This is a genomic window from Streptomyces sp. NPDC048639, assembly GCF_043199075.1.
Taxonomy (GTDB): domain Bacteria; phylum Actinomycetota; class Actinomycetes; order Streptomycetales; family Streptomycetaceae; genus Streptomyces.
Genome location: NZ_JBICVP010000002.1, coordinates 562,323 through 579,096 on the forward strand (window position 1 = coordinate 562,323; position 16,774 = coordinate 579,096).

15 protein-coding genes are annotated in these 16,774 nt (G+C 70.8%); all 15 read right to left on the reverse strand.

Features of this window, described 5'->3' with window-relative positions:
• Positions 1 to 127: 127 nt before the first annotated feature.
• The gene (locus ACGFNH_RS06805) at positions 128 to 2,659 is read right to left on the reverse strand and encodes a RelA/SpoT family protein (protein ID WP_393651955.1); all 2,532 of its coding nucleotides are present in this window, start codon (positions 2,657 to 2,659) and stop codon (positions 128 to 130) included.
• 216 nt (positions 2,660 to 2,875) lie between these two features.
• Positions 2,876 to 3,430, reverse strand: a complete 555-nt coding sequence (locus tag ACGFNH_RS06810; RefSeq protein WP_393651956.1) for an adenine phosphoribosyltransferase — start codon at positions 3,428 to 3,430, stop codon at positions 2,876 to 2,878.
• Positions 3,427 to 4,554 carry a protein translocase subunit SecF gene (gene secF / locus ACGFNH_RS06815; RefSeq protein WP_393651957.1) on the reverse strand — a complete coding sequence of 376 codons (1,128 nt, stop codon included), beginning with the start codon at positions 4,552 to 4,554 and terminating at the stop codon, positions 3,427 to 3,429. The genes ACGFNH_RS06810 and secF overlap by 4 nt, the downstream gene beginning before the upstream one ends.
• 1 nt (position 4,555) lies before the next feature.
• A complete protein-coding gene (gene secD, locus ACGFNH_RS06820; RefSeq protein ID WP_393651958.1) occupies positions 4,556 to 6,322 on the reverse strand; it encodes a protein translocase subunit SecD in 1,767 nt (588 codons plus the stop codon).
• Positions 6,323 to 6,470: 148 nt separating this feature from the next.
• Positions 6,471 to 6,950, reverse strand: a complete 480-nt coding sequence (yajC, locus tag ACGFNH_RS06825) for a preprotein translocase subunit YajC (RefSeq protein WP_393652235.1) — start codon at positions 6,948 to 6,950, stop codon at positions 6,471 to 6,473.
• A 222-nt stretch (positions 6,951 to 7,172) separates the two neighbouring features.
• The gene (gene ruvB, locus ACGFNH_RS06830; RefSeq protein ID WP_393651959.1) at positions 7,173 to 8,261 is read right to left on the reverse strand and encodes a Holliday junction branch migration DNA helicase RuvB; all 1,089 of its coding nucleotides are present in this window, start codon (positions 8,259 to 8,261) and stop codon (positions 7,173 to 7,175) included.
• An 80-nt stretch (positions 8,262 to 8,341) separates the two neighbouring features.
• A complete protein-coding gene (gene ruvA, locus ACGFNH_RS06835) occupies positions 8,342 to 8,956 on the reverse strand; it encodes a Holliday junction branch migration protein RuvA (RefSeq protein ID WP_393651960.1) in 615 nt (204 codons plus the stop codon).
• Positions 8,953 to 9,513, reverse strand: coding sequence for a crossover junction endodeoxyribonuclease RuvC (ruvC, locus tag ACGFNH_RS06840; RefSeq protein ID WP_393651961.1), 561 nt, complete (start codon positions 9,511 to 9,513; stop codon positions 8,953 to 8,955). The genes ruvA and ruvC overlap by 4 nt, the downstream gene beginning before the upstream one ends.
• Before the next feature lie 156 nt (positions 9,514 to 9,669).
• Positions 9,670 to 10,422: a YebC/PmpR family DNA-binding transcriptional regulator gene (locus ACGFNH_RS06845; protein ID WP_393651962.1), complete on the reverse strand. Its 753-nt coding sequence runs from the start codon at positions 10,420 to 10,422 to the stop codon at positions 9,670 to 9,672.
• A 62-nt stretch (positions 10,423 to 10,484) separates the two neighbouring features.
• Positions 10,485 to 11,075, reverse strand: coding sequence for a pyridoxal 5'-phosphate synthase glutaminase subunit PdxT (gene pdxT / locus ACGFNH_RS06850; RefSeq protein WP_393651963.1), 591 nt, complete (start codon positions 11,073 to 11,075; stop codon positions 10,485 to 10,487).
• A gap of 208 nt (positions 11,076 to 11,283) precedes the next feature.
• Entirely contained in the window at positions 11,284 to 12,213 is a 930-nt protein-coding gene (gene pdxS, locus ACGFNH_RS06855) for a pyridoxal 5'-phosphate synthase lyase subunit PdxS (protein WP_393651964.1), read from the reverse strand.
• Between the two features lie 274 nt (positions 12,214 to 12,487).
• Entirely contained in the window at positions 12,488 to 13,033 is a 546-nt protein-coding gene (locus tag ACGFNH_RS06860; protein ID WP_393651965.1) for a hypothetical protein, read from the reverse strand.
• A gap of 782 nt (positions 13,034 to 13,815) precedes the next feature.
• A complete protein-coding gene (locus ACGFNH_RS06865; protein ID WP_393651966.1) occupies positions 13,816 to 14,979 on the reverse strand; it encodes a glycosyltransferase family 4 protein in 1,164 nt (387 codons plus the stop codon).
• Positions 14,976 to 16,088 (reverse strand): phosphatidylinositol mannoside acyltransferase, encoded by a 1,113-nt coding sequence (locus ACGFNH_RS06870; protein WP_393652236.1) that lies wholly within the window; start codon positions 16,086 to 16,088, stop codon positions 14,976 to 14,978. Before ACGFNH_RS06870 ends, ACGFNH_RS06865 begins: the two co-directional genes overlap by 4 nt.
• Positions 16,088 to 16,750, reverse strand: coding sequence for a phosphatidylinositol phosphate synthase (gene pgsA / locus ACGFNH_RS06875; protein WP_393651967.1), 663 nt, complete (start codon positions 16,748 to 16,750; stop codon positions 16,088 to 16,090). The genes ACGFNH_RS06870 and pgsA overlap by 1 nt, the downstream gene beginning before the upstream one ends.
• Positions 16,751 to 16,774 lie beyond the last annotated feature (24 nt).

Genomic DNA, 16,774 nt, shown 5'->3' on the forward strand with positions numbered 1-16,774 from the left:
TCCGTTGTCCGGGCCCTTCCGGCTCCGTTCCGTTCCGGGGCCTTCCGGTTCCGGGCCGTTCCGGGGCCTTCCGGTTCCGGGGCGTTCCGTTCGGGTCGCTACGGGTGTCGGTGCCCGGGACCGTTCGCTACGGCCTGCGTGCCGAGGTCACGCGGTACACGTCGTAGACGCCCTCCACACCCCGTACCGCCTTCAGCACATGGCCGAGGTGCTTCGGGTCGCCCATCTCGAAGGTGAAGCGGGATGTGGCGACCCGGTCGCGGGAGGTCTGTACCGCCGCGGACAGGATGTTGACGTGCTGGTCGGACAGTACGCGTGTGACGTCCGAGAGCAGCCGGGAGCGGTCCAGCGCCTCGACCTGGATGGCGACCAGGAAGACCGAGGACTGGGTGGGCGCCCACTCGACCTCGAGGATCCGTTCGGGCTGCTTGGACAGCGAGTCGACGTTGACGCAGTCCGCGCGGTGCACCGAGACGCCGTTGCCGCGGGTGACGAAGCCGATGATGGGGTCGCCGGGTACCGGCGTACAGCAGCGGGCCAGCTTGACCCACACGTCATCGACGCCCTTGACGACCACGCCCGGGTCCGCGCTCGACCGGCGCTTGGTACGGCGCTGGATCGGCGGTGCGGTCTCGGCGATGTCCTCGTTGGCGGCCTCCTCGCCGCCGAGGGCCTGCACCAGCTTCTGCACGACGTTCTGCGCGGAGACATGGCCTTCGCCGATCGCCGCGTAGAGCGCCGAGATGTCGGGATAGCGCATCTCGTGCGCGAGCGTCACCAGCGAGTCGCCGGTCAGGATCCGCTGAATCGGCAGGTTCTGCTTGCGCATGGCCCGGACGATGGAGTCCTTGCCCTGCTCGATCGCCTCGTCGCGGCGCTCCTTGGAGAACCACGCACGGATCTTGTTGCGGGCGCGCGGGGACTTGACGAAGCCCAGCCAGTCGCGGGAGGGGCCGGCACCGGGCGCCTTGGAGGTGAAGACCTCCACCAAGTCCCCGTTGTCCAGCGTCGATTCGAGCGGGACGAGCCGTCCGTTGACCCGTGCTCCTATCGTCCGGTGGCCGACCTCCGTGTGCACCGCGTACGCGAAGTCGACGGGGGTCGCGCCCGCCGGAAGCGCTATGACGTCGCCCTTGGGCGTGAAGACGAAGACCTCGTTGCGGGAGAGGTCGAAGCGCAGCGACTCCAGGAACTCGCCCGGGTCCTCGGTCTCCTTCTGCCAGTCGAGCAACTGCCGCAGCCACGCCATGTCGTTGATGGCGTCGTCCTTGCCGGCCTTGCTCTTCGGCGCGTCGCTGCGGACCTTGGACGCGCCGGACGTCGCCTCCTGCTTGTACTTCCAGTGGGCGGCGATGCCGTACTCGGCGCGGCGGTGCATGTCGAAGGTGCGGATCTGGAGTTCAACGGGCTTGCCGCTGGGCCCTATCACCGTCGTGTGCAGCGACTGGTACATGTTGAACTTGGGCATCGCGATGTAGTCCTTGAACCGCCCGGGCACCGGGTTCCATCGCGCGTGGATGGTCCCGAGCGCCGCGTAGCAGTCGCGGACGGTGTCGACGAGGACGCGGATGCCGACCAGGTCGTAGATCTCCGCGAAGTCCCGGCCGCGGACGATCATCTTCTGGTAGACGGAGTAGTAGTGCTTCGGACGGCCTGTCACGGTCGCCTTGATGCGGGCCGCACGCAGATCGCTCTGCACCTGGTCGGTGACGACCGCCAGATACTCGTCGCGCTTGGGCGCGCGCTCGGCGACAAGCCGCACGATCTCGTCGTACATCTTGGGGTAGAGGATCGCGAACGCGAGGTCCTCCAGCTCCCACTTGATGGTGTTCATGCCCAGCCGGTGCGCCAACGGGGCGTAGATCTCCAGGGTTTCGCGAGCCTTCTTCTCCTGCTTCTCCCGCTTGAGATAGCGCATCGTGCGCATGTTGTGCAGGCGGTCCGCGAGCTTGATGACCAGGACGCGCGGGTCCTTGGCCATGGCGACGACCATCTTGCGCACGGTCTCGGCCTGGGCGGCCTCGCCGAACTTGACCTTGTCCAGCTTGGTGACGCCGTCCACGAGCAGGGCGACCTGCTCGCCGAAGTCACGGCGCAGGGTGTCGAGACCGTACTCGGTGTCCTCGACGGTGTCGTGCAGCAGGCCCGCCATCAGGGTCGCCGGGTCCATCCCGAGCTCGGCGAGGATGGTGGTCACGGCGAGCGGGTGCGTGATGTACGGGTCGCCGCTCTTGCGCTTCTGGCCGCGGTGCCAGCGCTCGGCGACCTGGTACGCCTTCTCGATCTGGCGCAGCGTCCCCGACTCGATCTTCGGGTCGTTGCTCCGGACGATGCGCAGCAGCGGTTCGAGCACCGGGTTGTACGGGCTGGAGCGCTGCACGCCGAGACGGGCCAGGCGCGCGCGGACGCGGTTGGAGGAGGCCGACCTGGCGGCGGGGCCCTGCGAGGGACGGCCGGCGGCGGAGGACCCGGTGGCCCCGGTGACGGCGCCGCCCGGACGCTCGGCGGCGGGCGGCTGCTGCCCGGAAGCGGGAGCCTCTGCGGCCGGGTTCTGGGGGGCCTCGGAGGCGGTCTCGGCAGACCCGTCTCCGGCCGCGGCGGCCTCGGTCGCGGGCTGCTCCGGTTCCGCGGCGGTCAGCGGCTGAGCCTTGTCGGGCAAGAGCACTCCTCGGGTGTGCCCCTCCTCGCGAGGGCAAGCCAGGAGGGATCGTCCGGCCTCCGATCAGGACCGGAGAACCCCCATGGTATCGACCCTGGGCGTGAAGCAAGTCGGCAGTCCGCCACCGGCGCACGACCGAGGGGCAGGCACCCGGTTCTCCCGGGCGCCCGCCCCTTCGCGCTGCGATGCGCTCCTACGGTCGGTGTGTGCGCTGTCTCACACCGTGATCAGAGCCTCCAGCGGAGCCTCACCGAGAACCGGCAGCACACGGTCCCGGCCGGAGAGGAAGCCGAGCTCCAGCAGGACCGCCAGTCCTGCGACCCCGGCACCGGCGCGGCGGATCAGCTCGAGCGAGGCCTCGGCGGTACCGCCGGTGGCCAGCACATCGTCGATGATCATGACCCGGTCGCCCGGGGCGAGGTCCTCCGCGTGCACCTCGATCTCCGCGGTGCCGTACTCCAGCTCGTACGCCTGCGCCAGGGTGGCGCCGGGCAGCTTGCCCGCCTTGCGAACCGGGACGAAGCCCACCCCGGCACGGAGTGCCGCAGGAGCGGCCAGGATGAAGCCGCGCGCCTCCAGGCCGACGACCTTCGTGGCGCCGTGCCGGACGCACAGCTCTGCGAGCGCCTCGGTGAGGCCGCCGAAGGCCACCGGATCGGCGAGCAGCGGGGTGATGTCCTTGAACAGCACGCCGGGCTTGGGATAGTCCGGCACGTCCCGGATACGGGCGAGAAGCAGATCCTTCAGCGCCTCCTGCTCCACTGCGGTCACCGGCGCTTCCCCGACGGACGTCCGCGGCGGCCACCGCCGCTACGGGGCGCGGGACGGCTGCGCTGGCCGACCACGGCCGCCTCTCCGTCCGGAAGGCCGTCCTCGGGCGCGGCGTCCCCTGGTGAGTCGTCCGGCTCGTTCTCCGCCTTGGCGGCGGCGGAGGCACGCTTGGCGCGTACCCGCTTGGTGAGGGCCTTCATCTTCGGGTCGCGCTCCTTGAGGTCGGCGACCAGCGGGGTGGCGATGAAGATCGAGGAGTACGCACCGGCGGCCAGACCGACGAACAGCGACAGCGAGATGTCGTTCAGCATGCCGCCGCCGAGGACACCGCCGCCGATGAACAGCAGGCCGGCGACCGGCAGCAGCGCGACGATCGTGGTGTTGATGGAGCGGACCAGGGTCGCGTTGAGGCTGCGGTTGGCGATCTCGCTGTAGGTGTAGCGGGTCTGCTTGGTGATGTCCTTGCTGGCTTCCTTCAGACCGTCGAAGACGACGACGGTGTCGTAGAGGGAATAACCGAGGATGGTCAGCAGACCGATCACCGTGCCCGGAGTGACCTCGAAGCCCACCAGGGCGTAGATACCGACGGTGATCGTGAGGTCGTGGATCAGGGCGATGAGCGCGGCGACCGCCATGCGCCACTCGAAGGCCATGGCGAGATAGACGACCACCAGCGCCATGAAGATTCCCAGACCCAGCCAGGCCTTGTTGGCGATCTGTTCGCCCCAACTCGGGCCGACCAGCTCGGCGTTGATGTCCTGCGCCTGGACGCCGAAGTCCTTCGCCAGTTCCTCGCGGATCTTGTCCGCCTGCGCGGTCTCGACCTCGCTGATCTGGATGCGGAGGGTGCCCTCGTCCCCGAGCTCCTGCACGATCACCTGATGCCCGGACGCCTTCTCGGCGTCCTCCTGGGCCTGGGCGACCGAGATGCTGGTCTTGGGCGTGGTGAAGACCGCGCCACCGGAGAACTCGATGCCCATGTTCAGGCCGCGGACCCCGAGCCCGACGATGGCCGTGATGGTGATCAGGATGGACAGGCCGTACCAGATCATCCGCTTGCCGACGAAGTCGTAGCCGACCTCACCGCGGTAGAGCCTGGCGCCGATATTGCCGAGTCGCGACATCTCACGCCTCCTTGGGGTCGGTCGGAGCACCGGGCGTACGACGGCTGCGGCGCAAGGGGGGCTTGGCGCCGAGCCGCTTCGGGTCCAGACCGGACCAGGGATTGCCGCTCGCGAAGAACTTCCGGCGGGCCAGCAGCGTCATCAGCGGCTTGGTGAAGAGGAAGACCACGACCACGTCGAGCAGGGTGGTGAGGCCGAGCGTGAACGCGAAGCCCTGCACCTTGCCGACCGTGACGATGAAGAGCACGGCGGCGGCGAGGAACGACACGAAGTCGGAGACCAGGATGGTCCGCCGGGCGCGCGGCCAGCCGCGCTCGACCGCGGGCCGGAGCGTACGGCCCTCGCGGATCTCGTCACGGATGCGCTCGAAGTACACGATGAACGAGTCCGCGGTGATACCGATCGCCACGATCGCACCGCACACCGCCGGCAGGTTCAGCGCGAAGCCGATACCGGGACCGAGCAGCGTCATGATCGTGTAGGTGAGGGCCGCGGAGACCATCAGACTGAGGATGGCGACGAACGACAGGCCTCGGTAGTAGATCACCAGGTAGAGGACGACCAGGGCGAGACCGATCGCACCGGCGATCAGACCGGCCTCGAGTTGCTCGTCGCCGAGCGCGGGGGAGACCGTGTCGACGGCGGACGTCTCGAACGTCAGCGGCAGCGCACCGTAGGACAGGACGTTCGCCAGGTCCTCGGCGCTCTGCTGGGTGAAGCTGCCGGAGATCTCGGCGTTGCCGCCCGTGATCGCGTTGTCGACACCCGGCGCCGAGACGACCTCGCCGTCCAGAACGATCGCGAACTGGTTCTGCGGCTGCTGCTTGCCCGCGAGCTTGCCGGTGGAGTCGGCGAACTTCTTGGCGCCCTTGTCGTTGAAGTCCAGCGTCACGACCCAGCCGGAGCCTCGGGTCTGGTCGAACTGGGCCTTCGCGCCGTCCACGTCGACACCCTCGACGTCCGCCGGGCCGAGCGCGTACTTCACCGAGCCGTCCTGCTCGCACGCGACGGTGGGAACGCCGGGCTTGGAGCCCAGGCCTGCCTGCGCGCGCTTCTGGGGCGTGGAGCAGTCCAGCGCGTTCAGCTTCTTCTGCAGGTCGGCCGGGATGGCGGCGCCGGGCTGCGGCTGCGGGGCCGGGGGCTGCGAGGGCTCTCCGGAGGGAGAGGGGGCCGCCTTGGCCGCGTCGCCCTTCGGGGCGTCATCGGCCTTCAGTGCGTCGGTGACGGCACGGCCCTGGGTGGTGGGACCGGAGGAGGGCTCGTTCGGGGGCTTGGCCTGCTCGCCGCTCTTCTTCTGGTCCCCGCCCTTGGCCTTGTCCGGAGCCTTGGGGCTGGCGCTGGGCTCGGGGGTCTTGGTGCCCTGGGCGACGGTCAGAACCGGGCGGAAGAAGAGCTGGGCAGTGGTACCGACCTGCTTTCGCGCCTGCTTCTCGTTCGACCCGCGCGGAATGTTGACGACGATGTTCTCATCGCCCTGCGTCTGGACCTCGGCCTCGGAGACGCCCAGACCATTGACGCGGCGCTCGATGATCCCGACCGCGGTGTTCATGTTGGTCGGGTTGATCGCGTTCTTCTCGCCGGGCTGGCTCTTGGCGGTGAGCGTGATGCTCGTACCGCCCGCGAGGTCGATGCCCAGTCGCGGCTTGGTGTGCCCGGAGATGAACATCCCCCCGGTGAGCGCCACCAAGGCGATCAGAATCAGCGCCAGGGCACGCCCCGGCCTGCCCTGGGCCCCGGAGGGCTTACGGCCCTTCTTCGGTGCTGCCACCTTCTCGTATCTCCCTGTCCAACCACCCCCGCATCAGGTGTACGGAGGCGGCCACGAAGTCGTGTGGGGGACGGCGCCCCGCCGCTGCCTGACCGTCCTGGGACCGCGCCCGGCACCCCATGCTGTGCGGCGCGGTCCCGGTGGCGGGCTACTTCGCGTCGGCGTCGCCGTCCTTCTTGCCGTCCTTGGCCTCGGCGGCACCCTTGGTGCCTGCCGCCGCGTCGGTGCCGGCCTCGGCGTCCTCGTCGGACTTGTCGAGGTCGATGCGCGGCTTGTCGCCGTCGGCCGAGGCGGCGGGGGCCTCGTCGGAGATCAGCGAGGAGGCGTCGTCCGGGACGACCGGGCCGTCGGTCTTCACAGGACCGTCGACCTTGAGGTCGTCGTCGGGATCGATGCCGTGGATGATGCGGTTGTACTCGGCGTCCTCGAGAACGGCGCCGACGGAGTTCTTCGCGTAGATCGCGTGGACGCCGGGGGCGACCTCGAGAAGAACCGTGTCGTCGCCGACCTCCTTGACCGTGGCGTACATGCCACCGATCGTGCGGATGCCGGTACCGGGCTGCATCTGGTCACGCATGCTCGCGGCCTGACGCTGCTTGTTCTTCGCGGACCGGGTCATCAAGAACATGGCCCCGATGAGCACGAGAAACGGGAGGAAGAGACCGACGTTATTCACGGGACGAGGTTTCCTTCGCACGACCGCGCTGGGGCGGCCTGGTATTCGGGGGTGGGCACGCCATCCGACAAAGACGGCATCGGCGGAGTCTAAGCGAGTCCGCACCAGAGGAACAACGTTCAGCATGGCACCCGGGTTCCGCGTGCGGCGAGTCTCCGCGCCGTAGCCGGGCGGTCACGCCCCGAACAATCCCTGCTGCCCCGGCGCCCCACCGCCCTGCTGCGGAGGTACGAGGCCCAGGTGCTGCCAGGCCGCGGGGGTCGCGACCCGCCCGCGCGGAGTGCGGGCCAGCAGCCCCTCCCGTACGAGGAAGGGCTCGGCGACCTCCTCGACGGTCTCCCGCTCCTCACCCACCGCGACCGAGAGCGTGGACAGGCCGACCGGGCCGCCGTTGAACAGCTTGAGCAGGGCGCCGAGCACGGCGCGGTCCAGGCGGTCCAGACCGCGGGCGTCGACCTCGTACACCCCCAGGGCCGCGGCCGCCACCTCACGGGTCACCACACCGTCCGCCTTGACCTGGGCGTAGTCGCGCACCCGGCGGAGCAGGCGGTTGGCGATGCGCGGGGTGCCGCGGGATCGGCCGGCGATCTCGGCGGCACCCTCGGGCCCGATGGTGACCTCCAGCAGCCGGGCGGAGCGGTGGAGAACCCGCTCCAGCTCTGCCGGTTCGTAGAACTCCATGTGCCCGGTGAAGCCGAACCGGTCGCGCAGCGGAGGCGGCAGCAGACCGGCCCGGGTGGTGGCGCCGACCAGCGTGAAGGGCGGGAGTTCGAGCGGAATGGCGGTGGCGCCGGGCCCTTTGCCGACGATCACGTCGACACGGAAGTCCTCCATCGCCATGTAGAGCATCTCTTCGGCGGGCCGGGACATCCGGTGGATCTCGTCGAGGAAGAGCACCTCACCCTCGGTGAGGGACGAGAGGATCGCGGCGAGATCTCCCGCGTGCTGGATGGCCGGGCCCGAGGTGATACGGATCGGGGCGCCCATCTCGGCAGCGATGATCATGGACAACGTGGTCTTGCCGAGGCCGGGGGCACCGGAGAGCAGGACGTGGTCGGCGGTCGCGCCGCGTGCGCGCGCCGCGCGCAGCACCAGATCCAGCTGCTCACGCACCCGCTCCTGGCCGATGAACTCGTCGAGGTCCTTCGGGCGGAGGGCTGCCTCGACCGCTTGGTCCTCGCCGTCGGCGGAGGGGGCCACCAGGCGGTCCTCGCCCTCGGCGGCGGGGCCCACCAGGCGGTCCTCGCCGTCTTCCCAGTTCAACTCGTCGCTCCTTGGCTGTCGTTGTCGGCTGTGTGCCCGTGGTTCGGCACGCGGAACACCGCGCCCGGCTCAAGCACGCGTCATCGCGCCCGGTTCAGCGTCTGCAGGGCCGCGCGGAGGAGCTGGGAGACGGGCGGGGGCGGACCGCCCGCGGCTTCCGCCTGCGGGGCCACGGCGGTGACCGCGTCGTCCGCCTCGCGAGGGGCGTACCCCAGACCGACGAGGGCGGTGTGGAGCTGGTCGCGCCAGCCCGTCGCCCCCGCCGCAGGCGCGGCGGCCTGAACGGCGCCGGTCGGCGCACCGAGCCGGTCCTTCAATTCGAGAAGCAGCTTCTGGGCGCCCTTCTTGCCGATGCCGGGGACCGCGGTGAGCGCCTTCTCGTCCCCCGTGGCGACCGCGCGCCGCAGGGCGTCCGGGGAGTGCACGGCGAGCATGGCCTGCGCGAGCCGCGGGCCGACTCCGCTGGCGGTCTGGAGCAGTTCGAACGTTTGCTTCTCGTCGTCGTCCGCGAAGCCGTAGAGCGTGAGCGAGTCCTCGCGTACGACGAGAGAGGTGGCGAGCCGTGCGGGCTGTCCCAGGCGGAGCCCGGAGAGCGTGTCCGGGGTGCACTGGACCGCGAGGCCGACACCCCCGACCTCGACGACCGCGGTGTCGGGGGCGAGCGCGGCGACGGAGCCGCTGACGAAGGCGATCATCGGACGGTGCCCTTCGGGGTCGGCGGGATACGGGAGGGCGCGGAGCGCCGCGCCGCGGCGTGCGCCTGCTGGAGCCGGTTCAGTGCAGGGCTGCGCCAGACGTGGCAGATGGCGAGCGCGAGGGCGTCCGCCGCGTCGGCGGGCCGGGGTGGTGCTTCGAGCCGCAGCAGTCTGGTCACCATCGCGCCCACCTGCGCCTTGTCGGCGCGGCCGGTGCCGGTGACGGCGGCCTTCACCTCGCTGGGGGTGTGCAGCGCGACCGGGAGCCCGCGCCGCGACGCGCAGAGCATCGCCACGGCGCTGGCCTGGGCGGTGCCCATAACGGTGCGGACGTTGTGCTGGCTGAACACCCGCTCCACGGCGACGTATTCGGGCCGGTGCTCCTCCAGCCACTGCTCCACACCGCGCTCGATCGCCACCAGGCGCTGCCCGATGTCCGCATCCGCCGGGGTCCGTACGACGCCGACGCCGAGCATGGTCAGCGGCCGGCCCGCCACGCCCTCGACCACGCCGATGCCGCACCGGGTCAGCCCCGGGTCCACGCCGAGCACCCGCACCGCGGCCCCTCCCCTCGCCTGTCGCGCACCTGTTCCTGCGTTCCGCAGGCTATCGGCCCGCGCTGACAACTCCCGCAATACGGCGGCGGGCCGGCCGGGCATGTTGCCCCGCCGGCCCACTGCCGTACGACGGTTGACCCCGTAGGTGACCCGGTGTCAGGCCTCGACCTTCTCCATGATGTCGTCGGCGACATCGAAGTTGGCGAACACGTTCTGCACGTCGTCGCTGTCCTCGAGCGCGTCGATCAGCTTGAAGATCTTGCGGGCGCCGTCCTCGTCGAGCTCCACCTGCATGGTGGGAACGAAGTTGGCGTCGGCCGAGTCGTAGTCGATGCCCGCGTCCTGGAGCGCCGAGCGCACCGAGACCAGGTCGGTGGCCTCGCTGAGGACCTCGAAGCTCTCGCCGAGGTCGTTGACCTCTTCGGCACCGGCGTCGAGAACGGCGGCCAGGACGTCGTCCTCGCCCAGCGTGTTCTTCGGGACGATCACGACGCCCTTGCGGTTGAAGAGGTACGAGACCGAGCCCGGGTCCGCCATCGAGCCGCCGTTGCGGGTCATGGCCACGCGCACGTCGGAGGCGGCGCGGTTGCGGTTGTCGGTGAGGCACTCGATGAGCACCGCGACACCGTTGGGGCCGTAACCCTCGTACATGATCGTCTCGTACTCGGCGCCGCCGGCCTCCAGGCCGGCACCGCGCTTGAGCGCGGAGTCGATGTTCTTGTTGGGCACCGACTGCTTCTTCGCCTTCTGGATGGCGTCGTAGAGCGTCGGGTTGCCGTCCGGGTCGGCACCGCCCATGCGGGCAGCCACTTCGATGTTCTTGATCAGCTTCGCGAAGAGCTTGCCGCGCTTGGCGTCGATCACGGCCTTCTTGTGCTTCGTCGTAGCCCATTTAGAGTGGCCGGACATCCGCCTGTCTCCTTCACATCACCGATTCCTGGACCAACCCCAGTGATCCTACCGGGATCCGTTCAATCGCCGTTGCGCACCGTATCCACGAACAACCGGTGAACGCGGTGGTCGCCGGTGAGCTCCGGATGGAAGGACGTGGCGATCACATGCCCTTGACGCACGGCGACGATGTGGTCCTCGTGCGTGGCCAAAACCTCCACATCGCCGCCGACGGACTCCACCCACGGTGCGCGGATGAACACGCCCTCGACCGGGCCGCCCTCGATGCCGGTGAAGTCCACGGCGGCCTCGAAGGACTCGTTCTGGCGCCCGAAGGCGTTGCGGCGCACGATCATGTCGATGCCGCCGAGGGTCTCCTGGTCGTCCCGGGCGTCCAGCAGCTTGTCCGCCAGCATGATCATGCCGGCGCAGGTGCCGTACGTGGGCATGCCGCCGCGGACGCGCTCGCGCAGCGGCTCCAGGAGGCCGAAGATGACCGCCAGCTTGGACATGGTGGTCGACTCGCCCCCGGGGATCACCAGGCCGTCGACCTCCGCGAGCTCCTCGGCCCGGCGGACCGGGCGGGCAGCGGCGCCGGCCTCGGCGAGCGCGGCGAGATGCTCGCGGACGTCGCCCTGGAGGGCGAGGACGCCGATGACTGGGGTGGACACGGGAGGGACCTCTCAGCGATGTGTGGGGCGTTCAGCGGTTCTTGGGTGACTCACTCGGGCTTCGGCACGGGCCGGGATCCCGGACCCCGAGCCGGACTCCGGGGCCCTGTGGCCGGGTTTCCCCGGCGCTGTGGCCCGATTCCGGAGCGCTACGGCCGGTGGGCGGCCCGCGGTCCCCCGCCGACCGCCCACCCGTCGAAGTTCCCTGTCACCAGCCGCGGTTGGCGTACCGCTCGGTCTCGGGGAGGGTGTCGCAGTTGATGCCGACCATGGCCTCGCCCAGGCCGCGGGACGCGTCCGCGATGATCTTGGGGTCGTCGTAGAAGGTGGTCGCCTTGACGATGGCGGCGGCGCGCTTGGCCGGGTCGCCGGACTTGAAGATGCCGGAGCCGACGAAGACGCCCTCGGCCCCGAGCTGGCGCATCAGCGCGGCGTCGGCCGGGGTTGCGACACCACCGGCGGAGAACAGCACGACGGGCAGCTTGCCGAGCTCCGCGACCTCCTTGACCAGCTCGTACGGGGCGCGCAACTCCTTGGCGGCGGCGTACAGCTCGTTGTTGTCGAAGGCGCGCAGCCTGCCGATCTCGTTCTTGATCTGGCGGAGGTGGCGCACGGCCTCGACCACGTTGCCCGTACCGGCCTCGCCCTTGGAGCGGATCATGGCCGCGCCCTCGGCGATCCGGCGCAGGGCCTCGCCCAGGTTGGTCGCACCGCAGACGAAGGGGGTCGTGAAGGCGAACTTGTCGCTGTGGTTGACCTCGTCGGCCGGGGTGAGGACCTCCGACTCGTCGATGTAGTCCACGCCGAGGGCCTGGAGGATCTGCGCCTCGACGAAGTGGCCGATACGGGACTTGGCCATCACCGGGATGGACACGGCGCTGATGATGCCGTCGATCATGTCCGGGTCGGACATACGGGCCACGCCGCCGTCCTTGCGGATGTCGGCGGGCACGCGCTCCAGGGCCATGACCGCGACCGCGCCGGCGTCCTCGGCGATCTTCGCCTGCTCCGGCGTGACGACGTCCATGATCACGCCGCCCTTGAGCTGCTCGGCCATACCGCGCTTGACGCGCGCGGTGCCGATCTCGGGGTTCCCGGAGGAAGCGTTGGCAGACGTGCTGGGGAGCGTGCTGGACACGGTTTGACCTCACTCGATGACGAATGTGCGATGAGCCCATCGTAGGCCCGTTCGATGTCCGTCCCGGACCCGCATCCGGTTCGGGAGGACTGCCTGACTGCTACGGAGAAGACCAAACCGCGCGCGGCCGTCTCCGGACAAGGGCCAATCATTCGCCGGTGGCCCGGTCGGGGCCGGGTGTCCCGGAGCCGGAGATTCCGCGAACGCGGGCGTTCAGGCCTCACCGAGGCCCTGGCCTGCGCGGCGCAGCCATCCCCGCTCCGGCTCGCGCGATTCAGGGCCGGGCGAGGGCGGCGAGGACGGCGGGCGGCTCGTCGTCCATCTCGAAGGCCAGCGGGAACGGCGCGTGCCCCGCGAGCCGGAACCAGCGCACCTTGCGGTGCCGCCGCAGAGCGCGCGCGGCGCGTACGGCGTCGTTGTGGAAGCGCCGCGCCATCGGGACCCGGCGCACCGCGGCGGCCAGTTCGCCGACCGCCTCCTCGCCGCCCGGGGCATCGCGTACGGCATCGACCTGCGCGGCCTCGGAGAACACGGCGCGCAGAGCCTGGCTGAGCTCGCTCTCGGTCACCTCGCGCTGTTCCTCCTCGGCCTGGCGGGCGGCGTGAGCGGCCTGGTACAGCACGATGGAGGCGGCCGGATCGAGCACGCCCGACGTGGCCACCTCCTGGGCGACGGAAGCGCGGCGCAGCAGCTGCGCGTCGAGCGCGGCGCGGGTTGCGTCGATGCGTGCGTGCAGCCGATCGAGCCGTCCTGCGGTCCAGCTCAGGTACAGCGCGATCGCGACGAGCGCCACCGCGATCCAGATCCAAGTCGAGGTCACGGGCGGCAAGGCTACCGGCCGGAAATCCTTTCCCGGCACGGCGAATCTCCACGGGGCGTCTGTAGGAGCGGGTACGGGCTCCCGCGTGGGCGGCAGGCCCGTACCCACCGCGGCGGCGGAACCTCTTGAGGGTGGGCCGGCGCGCCGTTGTCCGCCGTGACGGATGGACGCGTCATGGCGCGGAGCGTGGGCGCCATGGCGACCGCAGTGACGTCGCGGCACGCCGAGTTGGCTCCACGGCGTCCCGAACCGCCCCCAGGGCAGGGCCGGTTCGGGGCCCCCGGACTTCACCGCCGTGGACGCGCGGGCCACGGGGCGGGACGCACCGCGCACCGACCGGCCCGACACGACCGACACCCCAAGTGGCCCCGCGGCCGCCACAGTTCACAGCGCCCGGCGAACGGCCGATGTGCCCCGAACCCGAACCGTCGTGCAGCGTCACACGGGAAGACTGCGTCGGCGTACGGCGTGAAGCCGGGCATCGGGGGCGGGCCCCGGAGCGGCCCCGCAGCCACGGCCGGTGACCGGCCGAGTTCCCCGGGGATCCGGATCGGCTCGGGCCTTCCCAGGATGGCCGCGCGGGCATACGGCACCCACATGGGCATCGGAGCCGTAGCCGGTTCCCCCAGGGGCGTGCCCGCAGCAACGGCCGGTGACCGGCCGAAGTCCCCGCGGATACCGAACGGTTCGGGCCGTCCACCGGCACCCGCGGTGAGCTCGCCCGCCTTGACGCCTGCTTCGGTCGAGCAACGTGGCCTGCCGCGGGCCGGGCCGGGCGAACGTCAGTCCCGGGCCAGGCCGAAGCGGGCGCGCAGGCCGCTCGTGCGGTCGTCCGCGGCGACCGACGCCGCGCCGTCCGCGACCGTCTCGTAGACCGCGAGGATGTCCGCGCCCACCGTCGCCCAGTCGAAGCGCCGTACGTGACGGCTGCCGCGGTCGCGCAGCTCCTCCCGGCGCTTCGTGTCGCCCAGCAGCCGTACCGCCGCCGTCGCCAGCGCGTCGGAGTCCGCGACGGCGAACAGTTCGCCCGCCTCTCCCCTGTCCAGGACCTGTGCGAACGCGTCCAGGTCGCTGGCGAGAACGGGAGCTCCCGCCGACATCGCCTCGACGAGGATGATGCCGAAGGACTCGCCGCCGGTGTTGGGGGCCACGTACACGTCCACGCTGCGCAGCAGGCGCGCCTTGTCCTCGTCGCTGACCATGCCGAGGAACTCCACCCGCTCCCGCACCGCGGCGGGCAGCCCGGCTACCGCTTCCTTCTCGTCGCCGCGCCCGGCGACGAGAAGCCTGGTCTCCGGCCGCTCCTCGATGATCCGCGGCAGCGCCTTCATCAGCACCGGCAGGCCCTTGCGCGGCTCGTCGATCCGGCCGATGAAGCCGATGGTGCCGCCCTGCCACTCCGGTTTGGGTTCGGCGTCGGCGAAGAAGCCGACATCCACGCCGTTCGGGATGACGACCGCGTCGCCGCCGAGATGTTCGACGAGGGTGCGGCGCGCGTACTCGCTCACCGCGATCCGGGCGCTGATCTTCTCCAGGGCCGCCTGCAAGATCGCGTACGCGGCCACCATCGCCCGCGAGCGCGGGTTGGACGTGTGGAACGTGGCCACGATCGGGCCTTGCGCGGCCCAGCACGACAGCAGTCCGAGCGACGGCGAGGTGGGCTCGTGGATGTGCAGGACGTCGAAGTCGCCCTCGTGCAGCCAGCGGCGGACCCGCGCGGCCGACAGGAAGCCGAAGTTGAGGCGGGCCACCGAGCCGTTGTACGGCACCGGGACCGCGCGGCCGGCCGAGACGACGTACGGCGGCAGCGGTGTCTCGTCGTCCGCCGGGGCGAGGACGGAGACCTCGTGGCCGCGGCGGATCAAGTGCTCGGCCAGGTCCCTGATGTGGAACTGGACGCCGCCCGGCACATCCCAGGAGTACGGGCAGACGATGCCGATCCTCAAGGCTTCTCCGTTCCGGAGCTGTCGTCCCGTGAGCCGGTGTCCGGGCCGATGCGGGTGTCCGGGCCGATGTGGGTGTCCGGGCCTGTGGCGGTCTCCGGGCCGATGGGGCTGTCCGGGGCTGTGGCGGTCTCCGGGCCCGTTGCGGCGCCCTGCCCGCTGGACGAGTCCGGGCGGGCGGAGGTGTCCGCGCCCGTGGCCTCGCCGCCCGGTTCCCGGGGGTCGAGGTCCTTCAGCCACAGCCGCTGCAGCATGTGCCAGTCCTGCGGATACTCGGCGATCCCCGTGGCGAAGGCATCGGCCAGCGCCTGGGTCATCACGGAGGTCTTCTCGGTCCGGGTGCCCGTCGCCGGGACCTCGATCGCCGGGTGGATCCGGCCCCGCATGAGCGGCGGGTCGTCGTACCGGAGGGTGACCGGGAGCAGCAGCGCACCGGTCTGCTGAGCGAGTATCGCGGGCCCCGCGGGCATCCGCGCCGTGTCCCCGAAGAACGACACCTCCACGCCGGACGCCGACAGGTCGCGGTCGGCGACCAGGCAGACCAGGCCGCCCGCGCGCAGCCGCCGGGCCAGGGTGCCGAAGGCGCTGCCACCGGTGTGCGGGAGGACCTCCATGCCCAGCCCCTCGCGGTAGGCGACGAACCGGTCGTAGAGCGTCTCCGGCTTCAGCCGCTCGGCGACGGTGGTGAAGGGCACGCCGAGCCGGGTGGTGACCCAGGCGCCGGCCAGGTCCCAGTTCGCCAGGTGGGGCAGGGCTAGTATCACGCCCTTGCCCGCGGCCAGGCCCTCCTCCAGCAGGTGCACGTCCTTGACCTCGAAGCTGCTCGCGATGCGGGCGTTGCTCCAGGCCGGAAGGCGGAAGGACTCCATCCAGTACCGCAGGTACGAGCGCATACCCGCGCGGGACAGCTCCGCGAGCCGCTCCGGGCCCGCCTCGGGCACGACACGGGCGAGGTTGGCCTCCAGGCGCAGCACGCTCTTCCCGCGCCGCCTCCAGGCCGCGTCGGCGATCTGCTGCCCCAGCCGTACGGCGACGGGCTCGGGCAGAAGCCTGACCGTGCCCCAGCCCAGGCCGTACAGCCCGTCGGTCAGCCGGTGCGCGATCCCGGACATCATGCCTCGCTCCCCTGCGCCGGAGCCGCACTCGCGTCCGCCTCCGCGGCCTCACGCCGTACGGTGACCATTCGCTGCCCCAGTGTCACCAGGCTGCCCACGGCCACGACCCAGAGCGCGATCGGCAGCAGGATCCGGATGTGCGGCACGCCGAACGTCTCGAACCCGGCGAGGCCGGCGGCGACCAGCGAGATCACCAGCCGCTCGGCCCGCTCCACCAGCCCGTTCACATTCACGGGCAGCCCGATGCTCTCGCCGCGCGCCTTGGTGTACGAGACGACCTGCCCGCTGGCCAGACAGAAGATCGCGACCGCGCACAGCGTGATGCTGTCGCCGCCGCCCGCGTACCAGAGCGCGAAGCCGGCGAAGATCGCCGCGTCCGCGACGCGGTCGAGGGTGGAGTCCAGAAAGGCTCCCCACCGGCTCGACCTGCCCAGTTGCCGGGCCATGTTCCCGTCCACCAGGTCCGAGAAGACGAACAGGGTGATTACCACGGTGCCCCAGAACAGCTCACCCTGCGGATAGAAGACCAGCGCCCCCGCCACCACGCCCGCGGTGCCGGTGAGGGTGACCGCGTCGGGGCTGACGCCGAGGCGCAGCAGGAGTGAGGCGAACGGTGTGAGAACACGCGTGAAGAACGCACGCGCGTACTTGTTCAGCATGGCCTTCCCGAGGGTCGGTGGTGG